A 25,127-nucleotide genomic window follows, 5' to 3' on the forward strand; every position below is an offset into this window, starting at 1 on the left:
GTCGCGTTGCCCGCATCCTAGCCGGGCGGCGAGGGCGACGTTTGATCGTGAGTATCTTTTCGTGCAGCGGTCAGGCGCGCAAAACCTTGGCCGCGCGACGATAATCGGTCGGGGCCATCCCGACATTGGCGGCGAAGAAGCGGGTGAAACCGCTCTGCGAAGAGAAGCCGAGATCGAAGCTGATGTCGGCAATCGGCGTCTCGCTGGCCACCAGCGCTTCGAGCGCTTGTTCCATGATCAGCGTGTTGAGATAGAGGTTTGGCGTAACCCCGGTCTGGACGCGGAACAGTCGGTAGAAATGCGGCCGCGACAGGCCGGATTCGCGCGCAATGGTATCGAGCTCGATCTCGGCGCCGGGGCTCTCCGACATCATCTTGATACACTTGCGCACGCGAAAATCGGTGACGGAGCCGCCTGCGCGCGGATCGCGCGCGATCTCGGCCTGCTGCCAGCTTTCGTCGTAGCAGATGTCGATCAGCCGCCTCAGCTCGCAATCAAGACTCGAGAGTGATGGTGCGCCGCACACGAGCGCAGCGGTTCGCCTGATGTGCTTGTCGAGCGCCGGCGTGCGCTTGAACTGGGTGCGGCCGAAACGCAAGCGGTCGCTGCCCGAGGCATCGGGCGCAAACCATTCGGCATTGACGTAGAGCACGAAGAAGATGGCGCCGCCATCGAGATCGGTCGGCAGGAAGTTGTGCGGCTCCCAGGGATTGACGGCGACAACGGAAGACTCGTTGAGATCGTAGTGTCCGTCGCAAACATCGATGCATGCCGGCATGCCGCCGACATGGAAGATCAGATGACCTTCGCGATGGGCGTGGATATTGAAAGGGCGGTTCAACTGATAAACCGTCGCCCGGCCGAACCGGCCGTGGAAGACGGCGAGCGCACGGCTCATGCCTTCCCCTCCCGAATATTCTTCTTTTCAGCCAGCGTTCAACAACGCCGCCGAGATTGCAAGAGCCGAGAGCGACCGCGTCAGCGAGTCGCTCCCCGACTGCGTCTTGCCGATTTGATGCGTCAGTACTTCTTACATTCCGGCACGGTGCGGCTCGGCAGGCCGATCTTCGAGAACACGGCCGGATCGTACCCGAGCGTCTGGTTCACGTTCGGGATCACCTTCACGACCTTGCTGAACAGCGCGCCCTTGCCGTCATCGACGACTTCGGTGACGAAGTTGGTGCCGATCGCCTGGCGGTTGGAGTCGAGCTTGATCTTGCCGTTCGGCGCGTCGAGCTCGATCTTCGCCAATGCTTCCCTGAACTTCGCCTGATTGTTGGAGAGATCGCCGTTGACCTGGCGTAACGCGAGGATCAGCGCCATGGTTGAATCATAGTAGTTGGTCGCCAGCAGCGAGGGGCTCGGGAAGCGCTTGTTGGGCGGGAAGGCGTCCTGATAGGCCTTCACGAACTTCTGCCAGCCTGGATCTTCCCAGGTGTCGGCCTGGCCGCTCGCCGCGATGGTGCCGATGAGGGCGTTCTTGGCGTTACCCTTCGACGACAGGATGGTCTGGTCGATCATGATGGAACCGCCCATAAGATGCGCCTTGCCGCCGGCCTGCTGATACTGGTTCAGGAAGTTGACGGCATCCGCGCCGCCAAGCCCGAGATAGATTGCATCGACGTCGTCGGGCAGGGCGGCGATGACGGAGGCGAAGTCCTTGGTGCCGAGCGGCACCCATTGCCGGTTGGTGACCTGTCCGCCGGCGCCGCAGAACTCGAGCACCAGCCCGAACACCTGGGTGTAGATGAAGGAATAGTCCTCGCCGACGGTCGCGATCTTGCGATACTTCTTTTCGTCATAGGCATATTTGCCGAGGCCGACCTGCCACTGGGCGCCGTCCATGTTGTAACGGAAGAAGTTCGGGGCAGGGTCGACATAGGTCGTTTCCTGCGCGCCGGATGCCGCATTGATGAAGGTCAGCTCGGGATGGGTCTTTGCAAAGTTCTTCACCGCGATACCTTCGTCGCCGGAGAGGGGCGACAGCAGGATCTGAACCTTATCCTGCTCGATCAGTTTGCGCACCGCGCGCACGGCTGAGTCCGGCGTCGCGTCGGTCGAAGCGACGATGAATTCGAGTTCCTTGTCGCCGACCTTCTTGCCGAGCACATTGAGCGCCGTCTGGTGGCCGCGCATGCCGTCCTCGCCGAGCACCGTGTAGGTGCCTTCGAGCGTTGCGGTCACGCCCACCTTGATCTTTTCCTGAGCGATCGCGGCGCCTGAAAGAAACAGGCTGCTCAGCGCGAGCAGCCCCATACTGCATTTCGACATTGTGCTCCTCCCTGTGTCGTTGATTTATTGCCGCACCGTGTCGGCGCGACGCCCGTGGCTCTCGAGCGGCCCGCGGCTTTACGGGGAAGCTAGCCGAAGTCGGATGCGGTGCATGCGCGGACGCCTCGTCCGGCTTGACAGCCAGTCTCATTTTTGGATGTTGCGGCGCAAATGGTCTCGCGGTGCAGCAGATGCCCGTGCCGGAGATTTTCCGGGCGTGCAACTTTACAGTTTACAGAAGGGGCCTCCTGAGAAGGAGCTGCTCGCCGTTGAGCTGCGCCGTCCGATCATCGATCTCGCAGCGGAGTTGAATGATTTCGCAGATACGGCAGCTGTCGTCGCGAACCTCGATCTGGTGATCATGACGGACAGTGCCGTTGCTCACCTTGCTGGCGGGCCTGGTGTTCCTGTCTGGTGGCCATTCGGCGCACTGGCTGTGGCTGCTCGAGCGCGCCGATAGCCCTTGGTATCCATCGGCGCGATGGGGCGGCTGTAGCCGAAAAATATCAGTAAAATGAATAGCTTGGGTCGAAAGTTCACTGTGGCTCCAATGATGGATTGGAGCGAGAGTTCAAGGTTTTCAGTCAGTTAGAGGGTGGCGTGTGCACGACGTGTGCACCGGGAGATCAAGAAAAATCTAACAACGGCCATTTGCGAAAGCTGAGACTGGACGATCGGCAAAGGCTCAAATGTCGTGATCTGAACTTGCCGTTCGGATGCCGCATCGACGCTTCGCTCATAAAATTCCGAGTGCGGCCAATTTCTTCACGATCTGGTCCGCCAGCTCCTCGGGCTGCTGACCAATCGTTTGCAAGTGTATTTCGGGAGTCGTCGGTGGTTCGTACGGGGCATCGAAGCCGGTAAAATTCTTGATCTTGCCGGCTTTCGCTTTGGCATAGAGGCCCTTTGGATCACGCCGTGCACATTCGTCGATGGGTGTGTCCACGAATATCTCGATGAACTCTCCATTGGGCACCAGACGACGCACCATGTCACGCTCAGCGCGGTATGGAGAAATGAACGAGCAGAGAACGATCAGGCCTGCATCCAACAGGAGTTTTGCTGTCTCTCCGGCGCGACGGATATTCTCAACGCGGTCCGCCTCCGTGAATCCGAGGTCCCGGCTGAGGCCATGGCGCAGATTGTCGCCGTCCAGCATCATGGTGTGGTGGCCGCCAGCGTGAAGCCGGCGCTCAACGATGTTGGCAATCGTCGACTTGCCGGCACCCGACAGGCCGGTGAACCATATGATGGCTGGCTTCTGGTGCTTCTGCGCAGCGCGCTCTGACCTTCCTATCAGTGTGGCCTGCCAGTGGACATTGGTGGCACGCCGCAGGCCAAACGCGATCATCCCCGCGCCGAGCGTATGATTGGTCAAGCGGTCGATGACGATAAATGATCCGGTCTTGCGGTTCTGCCCGTACGGGTCGAACGCGACGGGTGTGCCCGTCGACAGGTTGCAGAACGCGATATCGTTGAGGCCGAGGGTGCGGGCGGCAAGATGTTCGCGCGTGTTGACGTCGATCTTGTACTTGATCCCGGTGATCGTAACAGGCGTCGTCCGGGTGCCGATGCGGGCCAGATAGGAGCGGCCAGGCATGAGTTGCTGGTCGCTCATCCAGATGACATGTGCGGCAAACTGGTCCGATACTTCGGGAGGAGAATCCGGACTGATCAGGAGATCGCCGCGGGCGATGTCCAGTTCGTCTGCGAGCGTGATCGTGATCGCGTCACCGGCCTGGGCGGAGGTCTGAGCGCCTTCGGCGGTCAAGAGTTCCTTCACCCTTGAGAGTCTGCCGGAATTCGCGACGACGATGGGATCGCCGGCATTGATTGTCCCGGATGCTACCGTGCCGGCGTATCCTCTGAAATCAAGATGGGGGCGGTTAACCCATTGCACCGGAAAGCGGAACGGACTTTCGATCGTGTCGCCACTCACATCGATGGTTTCGATATAGTCGAGCAGGCTTGGCCCGCGAAACCAGGGCGTGTTGTCCGACACCTTCGTAACGTTGTCGCCATGTCGAGCCGAGATTGGAATCGGTGCGATCGAGGAAAAGCCGAGTTCCTCGGCAAAGGTTCTGTATTCATCGACAATGCGAACGAAAATGTCGCTTTGATAGGAGATCAGATCAATCTTGTTCACGGCCAGGACAACATGACGTATGCCGAGTAGCGAACAAATCAGGGAGTGTCGTCTGGTCTGCGGCAAAACACCTTTGCGCGCATCGATCAGGAGAATGGCGAGATCGGCTGTCGATGCGCCGGTGGCCATATTCCGCGTGTACTGCTCGTGGCCGGGCGTGTCGGCGACAATGAAAGAACGTCGGGACGTGCTGAATAAGCGATGTGCAACGTCGATCGTGATGCCTTGCTCCCGTTCGGCTTCGAGCCCATCCATGAGAAGTGCAAGGTCGATGTCGTCTCCGGTGGTGCCGTGGCGCTTCGACTCCGTCGCCAACGAGGATAGTTGATCTTCAAAGATCAGCTTGGAGTCATGCAGGAGGCGGCCGATCAGCGTGGACTTTCCGTCATCCACCGATCCACAGGTGAGGAAACGAAGCAGGTCCTTGCTCTGCGCTTCGACCGGAAACTCGCGGCTGTCCATCAAAAGTAGCCTTCGCGCTTCTTTCGCTCCATTGATGCGGGTTCGTCGCTGTCTATCAGGCGACCCTGCCGCTCCGAGAGCCGCGTCGATCTCATTTCCGAGATGATATCTTCCAGCGTTGTGGCACTGGAATCAATCGCTCCGGTCAGGGGATAGCAACCCAGCGTTCGAAATCGAACTTGTCGCGATTCCGGCTGCTCGTCCGCATTGAGGGGCAGTCTCTCGTCATCGACCATGATCCAGGAGCCGCCGCGCGCCACGACCGAGCGGTGTTTGGCGAAATAGAGCGGCACCACGGGAATGTTTTCCAGATGGATGTAGTGCCAGACATCCAGTTCGGTCCAGTTCGATAGCGGGAAAACGCGTACGGTTTCGCCCGATCCAACGCGGGTGTTGTACAGGTTCCACAATTCTGGGCGCTGGTTGCGGGGGTCCCAGACATGTCCGCGCGAGCGAAAGGAGAAGATCCGCTCCTTGGCCCGGCTCTTTTCTTCGTCCCTGCGAGCGCCGCCAAAAGCCGCATCGAAGCCATAGAGGTCGAGCGCCTGTTTGAGCGCGTGGGTCTTCATCACCTGAGTGTGAATCGACGAGCCCGATGTTATCGGCGAGATGCCGCGGCCTAGGCCATCCTGGTTGATGTAGATGAGCAGTTCGATGCCGAGGCGCCGCGCGGTCTCGTCCCGAAACGCGATCATCTCGTGAAACTTCCATGTCGTATCAACGTGCAAAAGTGGAAACGGGAGCTTGGCGGGGTAGAACGCCTTGAGCGCCAAATGCAGCATGACGCTGGAGTCCTTGCCAATCGAATAGAGCATGACCGGGCGTCTGAATTCGGCGACGACTTCGCGCATGATCTCAATCGATTGAGATTCCAGACTCTCAAGGTGTTTCGGGAGCCTGCGTCGCGTTCCGTCAGTGGTCGATGCCACGAAATTCATTGCAGGCGCCTTCAGGGGAATCTCATTGGGAATGACAACATACTTCATGCCCTACCGGCAGCGATTGTTCATGTCTACGGCGTGCGGAGCTATGGCGTCCGGCGGATGAGAGGCCGGCGCCGATGAATTCTTGATCCTGGTGCGATAGTTAATGCGTGGGCCTTGTTTCCTTGCATTCTGAACGCGGTGGTGGCTGATGCGACTTCAAGGTGCCGGTGAAGCGAGCGGTCGGCGGCGTTCAGCGGCACACTTTGGATTAGAGAGACCCGATGGCATTGAATGCGGACGACATTTTTCTGAACTCCGCGCTTGAATCTCGCGTGCGCGGACAAGCCTGGGCGCTCTTGCTTCTCAACGCTGCCGATCCGCGGATGGGATCGTTGTTTGCAACGCAGCAACGCTGGCTGATGGCCCACGCGGCGGTAGCGCAGTTCTTCCGAGATGTTGCTGTGGCCGGCCCTGGCTCCGGAGTGTTGACCGCACGTGTGCTCGATCTTGTCGAGCATCACCAGATCGCAAGCCGGAACACTGCGGCTGCGTTCGTCAAGGAGATGTTGAAATACGGCATCGTGCGCCATGTTGCGGGAAGCGAAGGCAAGCGTCATCGCCCGGTGGAGCCGGGACCTGCAGCGCTTGATGCGCTGTATCAATGGCATCTGCTGCATCTCGCAACGCTGGATGGCCTTGATGGCGGAAGCCGTTCGGCGACATTGGCCGCCCGACCAGAGGTCGTTCAGCGCATGCAGCCGCTGATTGCCGACGGCTTGCTCGGGTCTCACATGGTTCGCGAACCCGAACCGACGTTCAAGCTGTTCACCTGGGTCGACGAGGGGGGCGTGTTGATGGATCGCCTGATCGTCGGCTGTGAGGAAGAGGGCGCCAACCTCGATCGTATCACGACCGACGTGACGTCGGTCTCCGCTCTGGCGCAGCGGCTGAAATTGTCGCGGACACAACTGGGCCGCAAGCTCGCCGAGGCGGAGTCCATGGGAAGCGTTGGCTGGGTTGGAGCGCGCGGCAAGTCCCGGCTCTGGGTCTCGAAAGGCTTCCGCCGCGAATATCACAAGGCGCAGGCCGTCAAGCTCGCGATCATCGACGCAGCCTTCGACGCCTGTTTCGTGTCGCATCGATGAAGTCAACGACATCGTTGGACCGATGATCGGCAGCATTGATCAATCCGGTGTCGCCTGACCATTTTTGGTGGTCGACCTTTCCGGCCGGTCTCGATCTTTACCGCAGGTGTTGGGCCCGCTGCGGAAAACTCCGCAGCGGTTCATATCGCTGCGGACATTGATTTCGCAGCAGATTTCCGTGCGCGGAATGAGAGCATGTCGCGATCTAGGTAAACGCATTTTCGGATTTTATGCGCGCAGGGCCGGTAAGCACAATTGGTGAAAATTGGCGCGTGTGAACGCTGGTTCGCAGCCTTCGGCAGCTCGACACCGTACCAATGGGCCCGCTGAGGAGTCGTCGCTTCCGAGCTGCGCTGAATGAGAATGGCATTGGTGAGGAGGATTGCTCTCATCGGTCGGTAGATGAAGAGCGCGGCAACAGCGTCGATCGGATGTGTTTCGGCGGCATCTTCCGCCTCGTTTACGGTACCCGTTTTCAGATGGAATGAATGATGCTGCATGTCGGCAGTGATCGACATTTTTCGCTATCTATTTCGCAAGAGCTTTCGGCCGAGGGCGCGTCGGACGCGTCTGCCTCCGCGATTCAGGAGACGCATCTCCTCAACGCGGAATTGAAGCGCGCCGGCGACGACCTGATGCTGATGGGCTCGGACGGAAAGAGCCACGTTGTTGCCGGCTATTTCAAATCGGAAAACCTGCACACGCTGCGGTCGCTGGATGGTGCCAGGCTAAGCGGCGAAATCGTCGCTGTGTTGGCCGGGCCTGTTACTCCCGGACAGTACGCTGCCAAGGATGCACCGTCGCCAGCGATGCAGGTGATCGGACACGCGGTACGGGTCGAAGGCCAGGTGACGGTCCTGCGCAACGGCGTCGTGGTGGCGCTCAACAACGGCGATGTGCTGCTCAAGGGAGACGTGGTCCAGACCGACAGCGGGGGCGCGGCTGGCCTGGTTTTCAACGACGGCAGCGCGTTCCAGATCGGGCATGGTTCGCGCCTCGTACTGAGTGAGTTCAGATTCGACCCGCATGGCAGCGCCAATCTGGAAGTCGTCGATCTCATCCAGGGATCGTTCAGTTTCGCGTCCGGCAAGATTGCCAAGTCGGGCGAGATGCGGATTGGAACGCCGATCGGTTCGGCAAGGATTGCAGGCTCGGCCGGTGGCGGCGAGATCTCCCCGGACGATGGATCGGTTACGCTGTCCATCTTTCATCAGAACGACGGGCAGCATCAGGCGACCGCCTATGATCGGAACGGCAATGCCATTGCAACCATCAGCAGCGAAGGCGGCAAGCTGGAGCTGAAGCCGACCGGTCCAGCTCAGATAGCAACCAGCGAGCAGGTAAAGACGGACGCCGATAGGGCAGACGAGCTGGATGCGTTGAACAACATTCTGCAGATCAAGAACCTTGCGGACCGCCATAGCAGCGACGCGCCGAGCGGTGCCGGTACGCACGGTTCGTCGTCTCCTCCACCTGTCTCGTACAATACGGGGGGGAGCGCGCCGTCGTCTCTGCCTGATGGAGCTTCCGGCCACGGCCCGCCGGTCGGCACCGGTGCGGACGTCGCCCCCCATATGCCCGGAGGTGGAAACGGCGGAGCCGGTCCCGGAAATGCATCGACCCCGGCGCCGCCGGTCAATGATCCGCCCTCGCTATCTTTCAATTCCGGATCGGCGCCGTTGGCTGCGCTCGAGCAAACGCCAGTCGCGATTGCGCCGGCGCTGACGCTGTCCGATCCGGACAGCCACACTTTGCTGCAGGCGACGGTCCAGATCACTGGCAACTATCAGCCGGGCGAAGACATCCTGTCGTTTACGAACACCGCGCTGATCGAGGGCAGGTTCGATGCGGCCACCGGCACGCTGACGCTGACGGCGAAGGCCGGCCAGCAGCCGTCGGTTGCGGAGTTTGCGGCCGCGTTGCGAGCGGTCTTCTACACCGACACCAGCGACAACCCGTCGCCGTTGACCCGCACGTTGACGGTGACGGTGCAGGACCCCGACGGCACCGCTCACGGCGGGCACGACACGGCCGTCGCCACCCGCGAGCTGACGGTCAGTGCGGTCGACGATGCGCCGGTCATCGGCGCTGCGCACACAACCGGTGCGGTGCAGGAGGATACGACGCTCGATGCCCAGGGGCGGCTTCATGCCGACGGCACGATCGCGTTCACGGACGTCGATCTGACGGACGCGCACATCGTCTCGGCCACCTTCGTCAGCTCGACCCGCGCAGGCGGACTGGCGCTGGGGACCATGAGCGCGCATCTGGCCGCCGACACCGTCAACGGTCTCGGCGGCCAGGCGACGTGGCAATATCTCGTCGACAACGCGGACGTCCAGTTCCTGCGAGCCGGGCAGGCCGTCACGGAGACCTATGCCGTGACCGTCAGCGATGGTCATGGCGGGCTGGCGAGCCGGAACGTCACCATCACGATGACTGGCGACGAGGATGCGCCCGTGCTGGCCGCTGCATCGGGGGGCACTACGGAAGCTGCTGACGCCGCCGCGCAGCACATCACGCTGACGGGCACCCTGCCGGTGACCGATCCCGACATCGGCGATACGCTGACGGCTTCGATCGCCGGTTCGCCGGTCGTGACTCTCGATGGCCACGCCTTCGCCCTGCCGGCAGGGGCGGCGTCGCTGATCAACAACGCACTGTCATTCAATGCGGGCACCTCGAACGGCGGCACTGCCGGCATCGGCTGGACCTATGATGCGTCCGCGGCCAACCTGGATTTCCTGCGGGAAGGGCAGAGCCTGGTCCTGACCTATACGGTCGAAGTCAGCGACGGGCTCATCACCAGCAACCAGCAGAGCCTGACCATCACCATCGCCGGCACCAACGACGTGCCCGTAGTGACGGGCGACACCGCGGCGCTCAACGAGGCGGCCGATGCCCATGCGCAGGTCATTTCGCTGGCGGGCTCGATCTCGGCCAGCGACCGCGACGTCGGCGACACGCTGACAGCTTCGGTGGTCGGCGCGCCCGCGGTGAGCCTCGACGGGTACGCCTTCAATCTGCCGGCCGGCGCGCTGGCGCTCACCGACAATGCCGCCTTTGCGATCGACTCCACTGGTCGCCTGTCGACCGGCTCCGTCACGACGTTCGGCTGGACCTACCAGCCGGCCGTGGCAGACCTCGATTTCCTGAAGCAGGGCCAGGCGCTCACGCTGACCTATGCGGTCGTGGTCGGCGACGGCACCGCGGCCAGCGCCACGCAATATGTCACGATCACCATCAACGGCACCAACGACGCGCCGGTGGCCGTCGCGCACAGCTACACGACCGACGAAGACCGTGCGCTGGTGATGCCGGGCACGGGTGCGCTTGCCGGGGCGAGCGACCTCGATGGCGATGCGCTTCACTCGATTCTCGTCAACGGTCCGGCCCACGGTACGCTGACACTGAATGCCGACGGCTCGTTCACCTACGCGCCGGTCGCCGACTACAACGGCACCGACAGCTTCACCTACAAGGTCAATGACGGCCTCGCCGACTCCAACGTGGCGACCGTCGATATCGTCGTGCAGCCGGTCAACGATCCGGCCGTGGTCTCGGGCACCAGCACCGGCTCGGTGACCGAAGCGGGCGGCGTCGCCAACGCGGTTGCGGGGACGCCAAGCGCGACCGGCGCGCTGACGGACACCGACGTCGACAATCCCGCCAACACCTTCACTGCGGTCGGGACGGCCACGGCGAGTGACCACGGTTACGGCACCTTCACCATGACGCCGGGCGGCGTCTGGACCTACAATCTCGACAACAGCAACGGCGCGGTTCAGGCGCTCAATGCCGGCGGGACGCTGACCGACACGTTCACGGTGACGACCATCGACGGCACCGCGCAGGTGGTCACGATCACCATCAACGGCGCCAACGATGCCGCGGTGCTCTCGGCCGATTCAGTCAACCTGAGCGAGACCGATTCAGTGCTGTCGACGAACGGCACGCTGACGATCCACGACGTCGACAGTCCCGAAACCTTCGTGGCGCAGGCGGGCACGCCCGGGCACTACGGCACCTTCACGGTTGGTGCGAACGGCGCGTGGACCTATGTCGCGAGTTCGGCCCATGATGAATTCGTCGCCGGGCAGACCTACACCGACACTTTCTCCGTTGTGAGCTCGGACGGCACGACCTCGTCTGTCACGATCAATATCCTTGGCAGCAATGACGCGGCTTCGATCTCGGGCACCAGCACCGGTTCGGTGACCGAAGCGGGTGGTCTCAACAACGCGCTGGCGGGGACGCCGAGCGCGACCGGCACGCTGACCGACACGGACGTCGACAATCCCGCCGACACGTTCACGGCGGTCAACGCGGGCACGGTGAGCGACCACCATTACGGCACCTTTGCCGTGACGTCGGCCGGGGTCTGGACCTACACGCTCGACAACAACAATGCCGCGGTTCAGGCGCTCAATGCCGGCGGCACGCTGACGGATAGGTTCACGGTAACGACCATCGACGGCACGCCGCAGGTCGTCACGATCACTATCAACGGCACCGACGATGCCGCCGTCATATCGGCGGTGACGAAAAACCTGGTCGAAACCGACGCGCCGCTGTCGACCGGCGGCACGCTGACGATCCAGGATCCCGACAGTCCGCAAGCCTTCGTCGCGCAGGCCGGCACCGCCGGACAGTACGGCACCTTCACGCTCGCCACCGATGGCACCTGGAGCTATGTGGCGAGCTCGGCGCATGACGAGTTCGTGGGCGGGCACACCTACACCGACATTTTCTCCGTCGCGAGTTCGGACGGCACGACCTCGTCCGTCACCATCAACATCCTCGGGACTGACGACCCGGCCGCAATGACGGGAACGACGACCGGTTCGGTGATCGAGGCGGGCGGCGTCAATAACGCGCTGGCGGGGACGCCGACCGCGACCGGCACGCTGACGCTGTTCGACGTCGATACGCCCTCCGTGACCATCGTGGCGGTCGCTGCGCCGACCGCCGGCACCGGCGGCTTCGGCACCTATACGGTGACCTCGGCGGGCGTGTGGACCTACACGCTCGACAACAACAATGCCACGGTGCAGGCGCTCGCCGCCGGCGCGACGATGACCGACACGTTCTCCGTGAGGGGAAGTGATGGCAGCGCGCAGGTCATCACCATCACGATCAACGGCACCGACGACGCCGCTGTGCTGTCGCCAGTGACGAAAAACTTGATCGAAACCAACGCGCCGTTGTCGACTGGCGGCACGCTGACGATCCAGGACCCCGACAGTCCGCCATCCTTCGTCGCGCAGGCCGGCACCGCCGGACAATACGGCACCTTCACGCTCGCCACCGATGGCACCTGGAGCTATGTGGCGAGCTCGGCGCATGACGAGTTCGTGGGCGGGCAAACCTACACCGACGTTTTCTCCGTCGCGAGTTCGGACGGCGCGACCTCGTCTGTCACCATCAACATCCTGGGTACTGACGATCCGGCCACAATGACGGGAACGACGACCGGTTCGGTGATCGAGGCGGGCGGCGTCAACAATGGCGTGGCCGGAACGCCGACTGCGACCGGCACGCTCACGATCTCCGACGTCGATAGTGCTGCCGGCAATTTCATCGCGGTCACGACGGCGACGAGAACAACCGGTGGCTTCGGTACCTACACCATGACGTCGGGCGGGGTGTGGAATTACACCCTCGACAATAGCAACGCCGCGGTCCAGGCGCTCAATGCGGGCGCGACGCTCACCGACACCTTCACCGTCACCACGTCAGGCGGTGGCACACAGGTCGTCACCGTCACGATTGCCGGCGCCGACGATGCGCCGGTCATCTCCGGCGATGCTTCGGCCGCGCTGCTGCAGGGGCTGTCGACGACGATCACCACAGCCGATCTGAACGTCGCGGATGTCGACAATACGGCAAGCCAGCTGACGTTCAATGTCAGCAGCACCGTTCACGGTTATGTGGCGCTGTCGAGCGCGCCTGGCGTTGCGATCGCAAGCTTCACCCAGGCCCAGCTTGCGGCGGGTCTTGTGATCTTCGTCAACGACGCGACCCAGAACTCCTCCGCAAGTTTTACGGTCACCGCGACCGATGGGAGCCTGACCACGGCAGGGATCACCGTCAATGTCGCCGTCAGCAGCGACTTCGTCATCACCAGCAATGTCGATCTTGGCGGCGTCTCTGAGACCATCCACAGCCTGAGCCAGTCCGGCGGCACGCTGTCCGGCACCGGCACGCTGACCGACGCCAACGGGGCGACGTTCACCGGCGGCACCGAGAGCGGCAGCGGCACGACGGTCGTCAATGGACTTGCGACGTTCTTCAATGCCAACAACCAGACGTTCACGCTCGACGGCCGAACGCTCGAGCTGCACGGCTCCGCGCAGAGCGGGGCGTTTTCCGGCGATACGCTGCATCTCAACAACGGCGCGGTGCTCAAGATCGACGCCGGCGTCACCTTCACCGATGCGTCCGCCAGCGGCACGGCTTTCAACATTTCCTCCAGCGCGGGCACCGGTACGGTCAATGTCGCCGGCAGCTATGAAAAGACCGGCGGCGGCACCACGGCGATCTCGACCGCGCTCACCAACACCGGAATCATCGATGCCAAGGCCGGCACGCTCGATCTCGCCGGCAGCGTCACCAATTCCGGCACGCTGAAGGCGGAAGGTGGCGGCACGCTGCTGGTGGCCGGCAACGTCACCGGGTCGGGCGCGGTGATCGTCGACGACAACGGCACGGTCGAGTTCGGCGGCAATGTCGGCGCCGGGCAGACGATCACGTTCAGCGGTTCGTCGGGAACGCTGAAGATCGATCATCCCGCCAGTTTCTCCGGCACCATTACCGGCTTCAGCGGCGCCACCGACGCCATCGACCTGGTCGGGATCAACCACAACTCCGCGCAGTTCTCGCAGTCGTTCAATGCGGCGACCGGCATCCTGACGGTGACCGACGGCACCAACACTGCCAACCTGCACTTCAGCGGCCCCACCTTCGGCTTCGCGTTTGCAACCGATAGCGCCGGCACCGGGACGGTGATCAGGCCGGCCAACGTCTACACCGTCCACAATGCGGCCGAGCTCAATGCGGCGCTGCTCGCCGTCAGTCAGGGCGGCTCGGCGGCCGCCGCCAACAGCAGCTATTCGATCGAGCTCGCGGCCGACATTTCGGTTGCCTCACTGGGTACCAACCTGACGGCGATCAATCTCGCCAGCGGCAGCTCGCTCGTCATCCACGGCGGCGGACATACGCTGGATGGCGGCAATCTCTATCGCGGCCTGTTCGTGTACGGCGGCAATGTCGCGATCGACAATCTCGCCATCAATCACACGCTGGCGCAGGGCGGCGCCGGAGGGAGACAGGGGGGCGGCGGTGGCGCCGGATTGGGCGGCGGCCTGTTCGTGGCGGCGGGCGCGACGGTGTCGATCAGCGACGTCAGCTTCAGCGGCGACAGGGCGGTCGGCGGCAACGGCGGCAGCCTTGACGGTGGCGCGAACAGGGGCGCCGGCGGCGGCGGCATGGGATCGGCCGCCAGCGCCAACACCGGACAATACCGGCACGACACGACACAAGGGCCGCAAGGCCATTCCACCTACGTCGCAACGGCGTTCGACGGTACGGCCGGCGGCGGCGTCGGACTCAACATTCCCGGCCAAGCTGGGCTTGCGAATGGCGGCGCCGGCGGCGCGTGGACCGGCGGAAGCTTCAGCAACTACACGCCGGCTGCAACGGGCGGGTTCGGCGGTGGCGGCGGTGGCGGCTTCTACAGCTACATGAACTCCATCGCTACGTCCCAAATCTCGCGGCTGGGCACGAATGGCGGCAATGGCGGCTTCGGCGGCGGCGGTGGCGGCGGGGCGAGCGGCTCGGCCGGATTACACACCACCGGCGGCGCCGGCGGGTTCGGCGGTGGCGGCGGCGGCGGATATTTTGGCGGCGCCGGCGGCTATGGCGGCGGCGCCGGATGCGGTCATGGCAGCTCCGGTCTGCTTGGGGTTGGTGGCGGTGGCCTCGGTGCTGGCGGCGATATCTTCGTCCAGGAAGGCGGGCATCTCATCGTCGGCGGTGGCTCGCTGTCGGGAGGCACCGTCGCCGGCGGCGCCGCAGGTGCGATCGGCACGGCAGCGCAAGGCGGCCAGGCGCTCGGCTCCGGCATCTTCATCCATGGCAACCAGACGGTCACCTTCGCGCCGGCCTCCGGCGATGATCTCACGATCTCCGACGTCATCGCCGATCAGCATGGCAATGGCGGCACCGGCAATGTCGAGATTTCGGGTGCTGGAATCGTACATTTCGCCGCGGCGAACAGCTATGTCGGCACGACCACCGTCGACGCCGGCGCCACGCTCAACATCGAGGCGGCCGGCGGGCTGGGAACGGGCGCGGTCACCGACAACGGCACCCTGAACGTCAACGCCGCGACGACGTTTGCCAGCACGGTCAGCGACGGCGGTGTCCTCAACGTCAACGCGGCAACGACCTTTGCCGGCGCGGTCACCGACAGCGGCGTGCTCAACGTCAATGCTGTCACGACATTCGCGAGCACGGTCACCGACAGCGGAACGCTGAACGTCAATGCGGCGACGACCTTTGCGAACGGAGTCACCGACAACGGCGCGCTGAACATCAACGCGTCCGCGATCTTCCAGGGCACGGTCGTCAACAACGGCACCGTCACCATCAACGCCGCCAACGCCGATTTCGCCGGATCGATCACGGGCAGCGGCACGATCAACTTCGGGACGTCGGGCGGGACGGCCGTGTTCGAGCACGGCGTGCCGACCCAGACCATCACGGGCTTTGCCAATGGCGACGTCATCGACCTCCGGTCGGTGGTGGCGACCATGGCTTCCGTTGATGCCGGCAATGTCGTGACATTGAAGGATGCCGGCAGCGCCGTCGTCGCGACGCTGCATTTCGATCCGGCGCAGACGCTTGGCGCGTTCGGCGTGACGAGCGATGGTCAGGGCGGCACCAAGGTCGTCGCCATCCAGACCACCTTCAACGTCAGCTCCGCCGCAGAGCTCAGCGCAGCGCTCACCGCGATCAGCCAGGGCGGCACGTCCTACGCGAAGAACGTCGCCTATACGATCCACTTCGCCAGCGACATTTCGCTGGCCTCGCTCGCGGCCTCCACGCAGCTCGCAGCGATCAGCCTCGACACCGGCAGCTCGCTGCTGATCGACGGCGCGGGCTTTACGCTCGACGGCGCCGGCGCCCATCGCGGCTTCTTCGAATATGCCGGCAATGTGAGAATCCAGAACCTCACGATCGCGCACACGCTGGCGCAGGGCGGGGACGGCGGCATCGGCGGTGGTGGCGGCGGCGCCGGACTTGGCGGCGGCCTGTTCGTCGCGGCCGGCGCGTCGGCGACGATCGCCAACGTGACCTTCATCGACAACGCGGCCCATGGCGGCGACGGCGGTGGCGTGAACCCGGCCGGCCGAAATTTTCAAGGCGGTGCCGGCGGCGGCGGCATGGGCATCGATGGCGCCCCTGGCTCCTTGACCGGGGTGTACCATCTCAATCACTACCATGACTTTTCCGGCTGGGGCTATGCGGGCGGCGCCGGCGGTGGGCTCGGCCTGCCGAATCTTCCGGGCGGAGGCGGCGCAGGAGCGACGTCGTATCGCGGATCGTCCCCGGCCGCCGGCAGCTTTGGCGGTGGCGGCGGCGGCGGTAACGGCTACCTCGGCACTTGGAAAGCCGGAAGCACTGGTGCGCAGGGCGGATTCGGCGGCGGCGGCGGTGCCGGTGGCGGCTACAACAGCGATAACTCCTATGGCGGCGGCGCCAACAGTGCCGGGGGCAATGGCGGCTTCGGCGGCGGCGGTGGTGGCGGCGGGCTCCGCGGTCACGATGGCCTGGGCGGATTTGGCGCCGGCAATGGCGGCGTCGCGCTCGCATATCGTGCCGACGGGTCGTTCCAGTCGAGGATCGGCAATGTCGGCGGCGGCGGGCTCGGTGCTGGCGGTGGCGTCTTTGTCCAGGAAGGCGGTACGCTGATCCTCGAGAGCGGCTCGCTGTCCGGCGGCTCCGCGGTCGGAGGCGCTGCGGGTGCCATCCAGGCCGCCCATCAGCTCTACGATATGCCTGGCGCCGGGCAGGGGCTCGGCAGTGGCATCTTCTTCCAGGGCAATCAGTTGATCGTTCTCGCGCCGACGGCGGGGAATGCGATCACGATTGCTGATGGGATCGCCGACCAGGGCGGCAATGGCGGTAGTGTTTCGTTCGAGATCAAGGGGCCGGGCACGGTCGAGTTCGACGGCGCCAATTCCTATGTCGGCGGCACCACGATCGATGCGGGCGCGAAGCTTACGCTGGGCGGCCAGGGGACGCTCGGCAGCGGCGCCGTCGTCGACAATGGTGACCTCGTCATTGCCCATTCCGGCACGTTCGGCAATGCGTTCAGCGGCAGCGGTGATCTCGCATTCGGCGCCCAGATCATCACCGTCACCTTCACCGCGTCGGTCTCACTGCCGGGCTCGCTGGATCTCGGCGACGGCGACAATGTCGCCGCCTTCCAGGGTGGGCTGTCGGGTGTTCAATCGATCAATTTCGGCACGGGGATTCAGACGCTGTCCGTCGCGGGCGCGATGCCGGGCGCCGTCGTGCATGGCTTCGGCGCCGGCGACACCATCGACCTGACCACGGTCAACGCAACCGGCATCGGCAGCTTCGTCAACAACGTGCTGACGCTGACCGGGCCCGGCGGCACGCCGGTCGCAACCATTCATTTCGATCCGGCCCAGCAGAATCTCGCGCCGCACGGCTTCCTGCTGGTGTCCGATGGCGCCGGCGGAACCGACGTCATCCTCAACGAGGCGCCGATCTACCACGTCTCGACCGCGGCGCAGCTCGCCCGCGCGATCAACGAGATCAGCGTCGGCGGCGTGTTCTCCGCCACCAACCAGAACTACGAGATCGATATCGTCGGGAGCTTCACGCTGGACGGCGCGCTGCCCGACATCAATCTCGCCAGCGGCGACACGCTGACGATCCATGGCCTCGGCCATGAGATCGACGGCGCCGCCACCTATTCCGGCTTCGTCCTGCGATCCGGCGACGTGACGATTGATCACCTGACCGTCGCCGACTTCGTCCGGCACGGCGGTGACGGGTCGTCACCGGGAACTGCGTCGAAGTATGGCGGCGGCGGTGGTGGACTCGGTGCGGGCGGCGCGCTGTTCGTAGGCGCCGGCAGCTCGGCGACACTGACCGATGTCGCTTTCACCGACAATCATGTGTTCGGCGGAAATGGCGGTCAGGGCGGCATCTACGCACCGAGCGTGCCGAATGGCGACCAGGGTGTTACAACGGGAGGCGCATCGAGCCCGGGCCAGCTGGGATTCGGCTATGGCGGGGCGGGTGGTCATTTCACCGCCAACGGAGGCGGCGGCAGTTTCGGCGGTGGCGGTGGCGGTGGCGGCGGCGGACGCAGTCCGGTCGCATCCTTTCCGCCCGGCGGTGGCGGCGCCGGCGGCTACGGCGCCGGCATGGGCGGCACTGGAACCTCTGGTGGCGGAGGCGGCGGCGGCGGTGGTGGCGGCGGCGCAGGCCTCGGTGGCGCGGTCTTCGTCGCTTCCGGCGGTGCGCTGAACATCACCGACTGGACCTTCTCCAACAATGGCGCAACGGGCGGCGCAGCCGGCGGCAGCCTGTGGGGCACCAGCGGGACCGCGGGCCAGGGCATCGGCAACGATCTCTTCAACTACGGCGGCACCATCGGCCTGACCTCAAACGCCGGACAAACTCTCACGATCGATCAGTTCGTCGCAGGCACGCAAGGTACCTTCAACATCTACGCGTCCGGCATCGTCGTGCTGACGCAGGGCATCGGAACCGGCGTCCTCAACATTTCCGGTTCCGGCAATGTCACCGTGCTTAACGACATCACGGCCACCGCCATCAACGTGTCGGGGGCGGGCAATGTGCTGTTGCAGGGCGAATTCCACGGCCAGCAGGCCATCACCCACACCGGCACCGGCACGCTGACGATCAAGCCGGTCTACAACGTCTCGACGGCGGCCGAGCTCGTCACCGCGATCCAGACCATCGACGGCAATCCGATCTCGGGTCTGCCCGTCAACTACGTGATCAATCTCACCGCGGACCTGAACCTGAGTGCGGTGCTGCCATTCCTGACGATCGCGGCCGGAGACACGCTGACCTTCGAAGGCAACGGCCACATCATCGACGGCGGCAATCTCTATGGCGGCTTCACTGTTCAGTCCGGCGTCGTCACCTTTGAAAACCTCACCATGCAGCACCTGGTCGAGCGCGGTCAGGACGGATTTGCCGGCATCACCAATCTCGGCCACGCGGCGGCGGCTGGTGGCGGCGGCGGTGGTGGCCTCGGCGCGGGCGGCGCGTTCTACATCGGCAGTGGCGGCTCGGCGACGCTGACCAACGTCAACGTGCTAGGCAATCAGGCCGTCGGTGGCAATGGCGGCGCTGGCCAAGGGCTTTACTCCAATTTCGGATCCCGGGGCGGCGGTGGCGGCGCCACCAATGGTGGGTTGACCGGAATCAAGACGGGCGGCGATGGCGGCAACTGGAACACGTCGGGCGGCGGCTTCGGCGGCGGCGGCGGCCTAGGTGGCGGCGGCGGCGGCGGATATGGTCCCTGGCAGTTACAGTTTCAATATCCGGGCGGCTCCGGCGGCTACGGCGCAGGCGCCGGCGGCAGAGCCGGATCTGACAGCAACAACAGGGAGCACGGCGGCGGCGGTGGCGGCGGCGCCGGCCTTGGCGGCGGCATCTTCGTCGCCTCCGGCGGCTCGCTGACCATTGGCGGCAGCACATCCGTTGCCGGCAACGCGGTGCAGGGCGGCCTCGGCGGCGCGGGTGGGAACGCCGGCGCCAACGGCGCTGGCATCGGCGCGGGCCTCTTCACCGCATCGAGCAATGTCACGCTGGCTCCCTCGCTCGGGCAGACGATCCATATTTCCGATTCGATCGCCGGCAACATGACCGGCACGCTCCATATCGACGGCGCCGGCACGGTCGTGCTGGACGCGATCGCAGCAACGATCATCGACATCACCGGCAGCAGCGCGCTGACGCTGCCTGCCTCGCTCATCAACGACTCCCTGACCGTGTCGGGCTCGGCCACCTACACCGTCACTTCGAGTGGCTTCAGCGGCGCCGGCTACTTCGGCGCGGCCGGCTATGGCGTGCTCACGATCGCCGTTACGGAGACCGTGACCGGCGGTGTTCGACTCGCCGACCACGGCACGGTCGAGCTGGCCGCAGCCGGTGCGGCCGGGAGCGGCGCGATCACCTTCCAGTCGGGTGCGCAGGCGACCCTGATCATCGATCAGGGCGCGACGCCCACCAATGAGATCGACGGCTTCCTTCCCGGCGACACGATCAAGCTGGCCGGCTTTGCCGCCGGCGCGACTGCGACGCTCGGCGCGGGCAATGTACTCACGGTCAGCGACGGCACGCACAGCGCCCAGCTTCATCTCGACCCGAGCTTCAATTACTCGACCACCCAGTTCAACGTGACCGCCTATAACGGCGGCATCGCGCTGACCGGGATCATCGCGCCGAAGATCACGCTCGTCGGGCAGCCGCTGAACGGCAACCAGGTCGTGCTCAGCGGCAGCGGGGCGCCGGGCAGCACCGTCCAGATCTTCATCGACGGCAATCAGGTCGGTACCGCTACGCCGGATGGCTCCGGACGTTTCACGTTCTCGACCTCGGCGCTTGCCGATGGCGAGTATCATGTCACGGCAACGCAGACGGTCGCCGGCCAGGCCCCGATCACGGCCTCGCTCGTCGTCGACGTGCTGCCGAGCGCACCGTCGGTCGCGCTGGCGCCCGGACAGACAGCGCTGGCCACCAATGTCGGCGTGCATCTGCAGGGCAGCGGCGAGCCGAACCAGACCATCACGCTGTATCTCAGCGGCCCCGGCGGCAGCTCCCTGACATACACCACGGCAACCGACGGCAGCGGCAATTACGACTTCGTCACACCGAACCTGCCTGACGGCCACTACGCGCTCAGTGTGACCGAGACCAACGCGCAAGGCCTGGTCAGCCCGTCGTCGGGCGTGCTCGCCTTCGACGTCCATCCGAAAGCCCCGGTGATCGCGGTGGTCGGGCAGCCGCTCGACGGTGCCAGGATCGAGGTGGCAGGCAGCGCCGACCCCAACATCACGATCAACATCTGGGTCCGCAACCAGTCCGGCGACCAGTACATCGGCTCCGGCAGGTCCGATGCCACAGGCCACTTCGATTTCACGGCGAGCCAGCCGATCGGCCACGGCAACTATACGCTGCTCGCATTGGCGCAGGATTCCGCAAACCTGATAAGCGACCAGGCGATCCCCTTCACGTTCCACGTCGATCCGCAGGCGCCCGTGATCACCTCGATCGTCGGGCAGAGCGTCAACGGGGGCACCGTCGAGATCAAGGGCAATGCGCTCGCGTTGAGCACCGTCACGCTCTACGAGGGCAATACGGTGGTCGGATCGGGCGTCGCCAATGCCGCCGGCGTTTTCGACATCGTCACCACAGCCACGTTCGTCGAGGGCGTCCATTCCTTGCGGGCGACGGCAGCGGACGCCGACGGCCTGACCAGCACGCTCTCCACCGCGTTCAACGTCACCGTCCTGCCGACCGCGCCGGTGATCTCGGCCGTCATCGCGACGTCGCCGCAGACGATCGAAATTCAAGGCACCGGCGAGGCGGGAGAGACCGTCAAGGTCTATGCCGATGGCACGACCTTGCTGGGCTCGGGCGTGGTCGATCAGACCGGGCATTTCGATTTCAGCGTCGATGCGCCCGGCGGCCACCACGTCATCACCGCGACCGAGACCAATAGCAGCAATCTGACGAGCCCCGTCTCCGCGGGCGTCGCGATCGACGTCACGCCGAAGGCGCCCGTCATCACCTCGGTGGCGCCGCTGGTCGCGACACAGATCGATGCCAGCCACGATTTCATCGTCAAGGGCACCGGCCAGCATGTCGGCGAGACCATCACGCTCTATGCCGATGGCGGCACAACCCCGATCGGCACAGGTATCGTGGCAGCCGACGGCACCTTCACCATCACGACCACGGTGGCGCTCGCGAACGGCAATCATACGCTGACGGCCACCGATGCGGCCGGCGCCGACGTCAGCGCGCCGTCGACCGGCTTTGCGATGTATGTCGATCCGGCTCCGGTCACCGGCATCAGCCAGGTCGGGGTCGCCGCGGATCACGGCGTCATCGAGCTGCAGGGCTCGGGTCAGCCGGGCGACACGATCACGCTGATGCTCGGCAACACCGTGATCGGCACCGGCGCGGTCGACGCATCCGGTCATTTCGATGTGACGACCGACCCGGCTGCGGGCGCGCTGCTCGGCCCCGGCCTCCAGCACGTCACGGTCATCCAGACCGACAGCCTCGGTCACGCCAGCCCCGCGGCTGCGTTCGACGCCAGCGTGGCGCCCGCCGCGCCCGTCGTCGCGTCGGTGCTCTCGGTGCCCGACGCGGTCGGGCGCGTCGAGGTGAAGGGCAGCGGCGAGGCCGGCACCATCATCAAGCTCTATGCCGACAATGGCACCACGGTGATCGGCACCGGCACGGTCGATGTATCAGGTCATTTCGACATTTATAGCGACTTCCAGTCGGTCAGCGGCGGCGCGCACAGCATCACGGTGACTGCGACGACCATCGACGGCATCACGGGACCGGCTTCGGCGGGCTCGAACGTCACGGTCACGCCAGTTGCGAACACCTGGACCATCACCTCGGCGGCCGATCTGGCCAAGGCTATCGCGGCGATCGACGTCTCCGGTGCGAGCGCGCAAGCCGGCGCGCACTACACGTTCGACGTCGTTGGTGATCTGCAGCTCGCTGATCAGTTGCCGGCCTTCAATCTTCCGCCGGGCGCCTCGCTCACCATCGCCGGCCATGGCCATGTGCTCGACGCTCACGGCCTCCCGGGTCTGTTCGTCTACGCCGGCAGCGTCGAGATCGACGATCTCAGCATCGTCAATGCGGTCGCGAAGGGCGGCGACAGCAATTTCGGTGGCGGCGGCGGCGCCGGCCTCGGCGGCGGCCTGTTCATCGCATCGGCAGGCACGGTGACGCTGTCCAACGTCAATTTCGCCAACGACAAGGCAATCGGCGGCAACAGCACCGGCGCGATCGGTTACATGGGTATTGCGCTTTACGGCGGCGGCGGTGGACTCGGCGGTGCCGGCGGTTTCCAGGGCGGTGGCGGAATTGGCATTCATGCATCCGGCGCCAGCGTTCCGCGGGCGTCCTACAGCGGCACGCCTGCGGGTGCGGGCATCGCACTTGGTGCGACGTCCGGAGGTGGACAGACTATCGGTACGAACCCGGCCTATCTCGGCGGAGCCAATGGCGGCGGCGGCGGCCAGGGTGCCGGCTTCTACACCAGCGCGGTCTATTTCGGCCTTCCTGGATACGGCGGCCCCGGCAGCGGCGGTGGCATCGGCGGCGGCGTCGGCACCGTCAATGGCAGCAGCACGATCGCCACGGGCGGTGTGGGCGGCTTCGGCGGCGGTGGCGGCGGCGGCGGTTTTATCTGGCCGTCCTTCATCGGTGGATATGGCGGCGCCGGCGGCTTCGGTGGCGGCGGCGGCGCCGGCCGGCATGGCGGCGGCGCCGGTGGTTTCGGCGGCGGCGGCGGTGGTGGCGGCTATGCCGGTGCGGGCGGCTTTGGCGGCGGCGCCGGAGGCGCATGGGGCTATGGAGGCGGTGGTCTCGGCGCCGGCGGCGCGATCTTCGTGCAGCAGGGCGGCACGCTCATCTTCGCCGGCTCCGGCAGCGAGCAGAACGGCGGCGTGACGGGCGGTACCGCCATGACCTGGACCGGCGCCCATGCAGGCTCGGCGTTCGGCAGCGGCATCTTCCTGCAGGGCAACCAGACCATCACTTTCGCACCTGACGCGACGCATACCATCACGATCAGCGACGTGATCGCCGACATGACCGGCTCGCATGATGCCAGCGGCCAGACCGGCGCGGGACATCTGCTGCTCGATGGCGAGGGAACGCTGGTGCTGGGGGCAACGAACACCTTCACCGGCGGCGTCACGATCGAGAACGGCACGCTCGACCTCACCGCGAACCGCGCGGCCGGCTCCGGCGCGATCGACTTCTCGGCGGCGGGCCATGCCGCGCTGGAATTCAGCGCCGCCAACGCGCCGGTCAACGCGATCGAGCATTTCGGCACGCGTGACCAGATCGTCGTTGATGGCTTCCATGCCACGAGTGAGAGCTACAGCAACGGCGTGCTGGTGCTCAGCGGCGCCACCGGATCGATCAGCCTTGCAGTGACCGGCGAGGATATCGCGACGCTGTCGGATTTCCATTTTGTCTTCGACTCTGCGGCCAACACCACGACCGTCACTGCGGGACCGGATCGCTCGGGCAACGACGTGATCCATTACGGTGCCGGCGCCCATAGTCTCACCGGCGGGACCGGCGACGACGTGTTCTTCTTCCGTGGCACCGATCTCGCCGCAGGCGTGACCGACAAGATTACCGACTTGTCCTGGGCAACCGGTAGCAACGAGCACGACCGCATCCATCACGAAGGCGTCGATCCCAACGCGGTGACGGTGACATCAGTCAATGGCGGCCACGACACCGACATCGCTGTCACCGTCGCTGGCGGCACAGCCCATATCCTGGTGCAGGGCGTCGGATCAGGCCCGCTGGAAATCGAATTCCAGAACACGACGCAGACAGATGATGCGCATCTGAACACGCTGTTGACGCCGTCGACGGTCAATGAGACGGTCGCGAGCTTCAATCTCGGCGCCAATCCGCCTTACGCCAAGTCTCTTGTCAGCTATGGTGCCGATGGCGCAGTGGTCGCGCAGGACGTCACCAACAATGACGGATCGCACACGGTTACGGTGCAGGGGGCCAACGCCACACTCACGGCCTCGGGTGCGAACGATACATACGTGTTCCAGTTCAATTCCCAGGCGGCAGCCGCGGCGACCATCGGCAATTTCGACGTGGCGCATGACGTTCTGCAGCTCAGCCAGTCCGTCTATGCGGACGCGGCGGCAGCGCTGGCTGCGATCACGGCCGATCCCCACAACGCCGGCAACCCGGCCGATACCGTCATCGCGCTCGATGCCCTTCACTCGGTCACGCTGAACGGTATCAGCCCGAACCTGCTGCAGCAGCGGGATTTTCTGGTAGTCTAGTCACGAATCTCCGGTCAGGTTT

At 64.8% G+C, this 25,127-nt stretch carries 8 protein-coding genes; 3 read left to right on the forward strand and 5 right to left on the reverse strand.

Annotated features, from left to right (window positions below; translation table 11 throughout):
• Positions 1 to 70: 70 nt before the first annotated feature.
• Positions 71 to 898, reverse strand: a complete 828-nt coding sequence (locus tag ACVJ19_RS24975) for an AraC family transcriptional regulator (protein WP_453951762.1) — start codon at positions 896 to 898, stop codon at positions 71 to 73.
• 122 nt (positions 899 to 1,020) lie between these two features.
• A complete protein-coding gene (locus ACVJ19_RS24980; RefSeq protein WP_453951763.1) occupies positions 1,021 to 2,271 on the reverse strand; it encodes an ABC transporter substrate-binding protein in 1,251 nt (416 codons plus the stop codon).
• Positions 2,272 to 2,383: 112 nt separating this feature from the next.
• On the opposite strand from ACVJ19_RS24980, the gene ACVJ19_RS24985 reads away from it, so the two are divergent.
• Positions 2,384 to 2,731, forward strand: coding sequence for a hypothetical protein (locus ACVJ19_RS24985; RefSeq protein WP_453951764.1), 348 nt, complete (start codon positions 2,384 to 2,386; stop codon positions 2,729 to 2,731).
• A 276-nt stretch (positions 2,732 to 3,007) separates the two neighbouring features.
• Here ACVJ19_RS24985 and cysN read toward each other — a convergent pair whose 3' ends face one another.
• Both cysN and cysD read right to left on the reverse strand, forming a co-directional pair.
• On the reverse strand, positions 3,008 to 4,879 hold the full coding sequence (cysN, locus tag ACVJ19_RS24990) for a sulfate adenylyltransferase subunit CysN (RefSeq protein WP_453951765.1): 1,872 nt from the start codon (positions 4,877 to 4,879) through the stop codon (positions 3,008 to 3,010).
• A complete protein-coding gene (cysD, locus tag ACVJ19_RS24995; protein WP_453955200.1) occupies positions 4,879 to 5,817 on the reverse strand; it encodes a sulfate adenylyltransferase subunit CysD in 939 nt (312 codons plus the stop codon). Before cysD ends, cysN begins: the two co-directional genes overlap by 1 nt.
• 269 nt (positions 5,818 to 6,086) lie before the next feature.
• Here cysD and ACVJ19_RS25000 point away from each other — a divergent pair, with 269 nt between their 5' ends.
• The gene (locus ACVJ19_RS25000; RefSeq protein WP_453951766.1) at positions 6,087 to 6,950 is read left to right on the forward strand and encodes a hypothetical protein; all 864 of its coding nucleotides are present in this window, start codon (positions 6,087 to 6,089) and stop codon (positions 6,948 to 6,950) included.
• Between the two features lie 140 nt (positions 6,951 to 7,090).
• Here ACVJ19_RS25000 and ACVJ19_RS25005 read toward each other — a convergent pair whose 3' ends face one another.
• Positions 7,091 to 7,468, reverse strand: a complete 378-nt coding sequence (locus ACVJ19_RS25005) for a hypothetical protein (protein ID WP_453951767.1) — start codon at positions 7,466 to 7,468, stop codon at positions 7,091 to 7,093.
• Here ACVJ19_RS25005 and ACVJ19_RS25010 point away from each other — a divergent pair.
• Positions 7,439 to 25,105 carry a VCBS domain-containing protein gene (locus ACVJ19_RS25010; RefSeq protein WP_453951768.1) on the forward strand — a complete coding sequence of 5,889 codons (17,667 nt, stop codon included), beginning with the start codon at positions 7,439 to 7,441 and terminating at the stop codon, positions 25,103 to 25,105. The two genes, ACVJ19_RS25005 and ACVJ19_RS25010, sit on opposite strands and share 30 nt — an antisense overlap.
• Positions 25,106 to 25,127 lie beyond the last annotated feature (22 nt).

The sequence above is a fragment of the Bradyrhizobium sp. USDA 376 genome (assembly GCF_054063675.1).